General features: G+C 68.8%; 1 protein-coding gene. It reads left to right on the top strand.

Going from position 1 to position 638, the window contains the following annotated elements; genetic code table 11:
• The coding region (locus ABB33_RS17870) for an ABC transporter permease (RefSeq protein WP_152985164.1) at positions 1-638 on the top strand (638 nt) is incomplete at both ends.

Here is a 638-nt window from a genome sequence, read left to right as displayed (position 1 = left end):
CGCGCAGGGCCAGTTCCGCGACATGGAGGTGGGCAAGACCCTCACCCTGGGCAACCAGACGTGGACGGTGGTGGGCGTGTTCGCCTCCGGCGACGCGCACGATTCGGAGTTGTGGACCGACGTGCAGACGCTGGCCACCACCTACCAGCGCGGCGCCTACCAGTCGATCAGCGTGCGTACCGAGGGCAAGCCCGGCTTCGAGCAGTTCAAGGCGGCGGTGGCGGCCGACCCGCGCCTGAAGCTGGACGTGGAGACCACCCGTGCCTACTACCGCAAGCAGGGCGGCGGGTTGAACACCCTGATCAGCATCCTCGGCACGGTGATCGGCGCGATCATGGCCATCGGTGCGGTGTTCGGCGCGCTCAACACCATGTACGCGGCCGTAGCCACCCGGGCCCGCGAGATCGCCACCATGCGCGCGATCGGCTTCCGCGGGCTGCCGGTGGTGACCGCGGTGATGCTCGAGACCATGTTGCTGGCGCTGGTCGGCGGCCTGCTCGGCTGCGCGGTGGCGTGGCTGGTGTTCAACGGCTACAGCGTGTCCACCATCGGCAGCAACTTCAGCGCGGTGGTGTTCAAGTTCCACGTCTCGCCCGAGCTGCTGTGGAGCGGCCTGAAGTGGGCGCTGGGCATCGGCC

Origin of the sequence: Stenotrophomonas acidaminiphila (genome assembly GCF_001431595.1) — a bacterium.
GTDB classification, from domain to species: Bacteria; Pseudomonadota; Gammaproteobacteria; order Xanthomonadales; family Xanthomonadaceae; genus Stenotrophomonas; species Stenotrophomonas acidaminiphila.
This window is presented reverse-complemented; position numbering and strand designations above follow the sequence as displayed.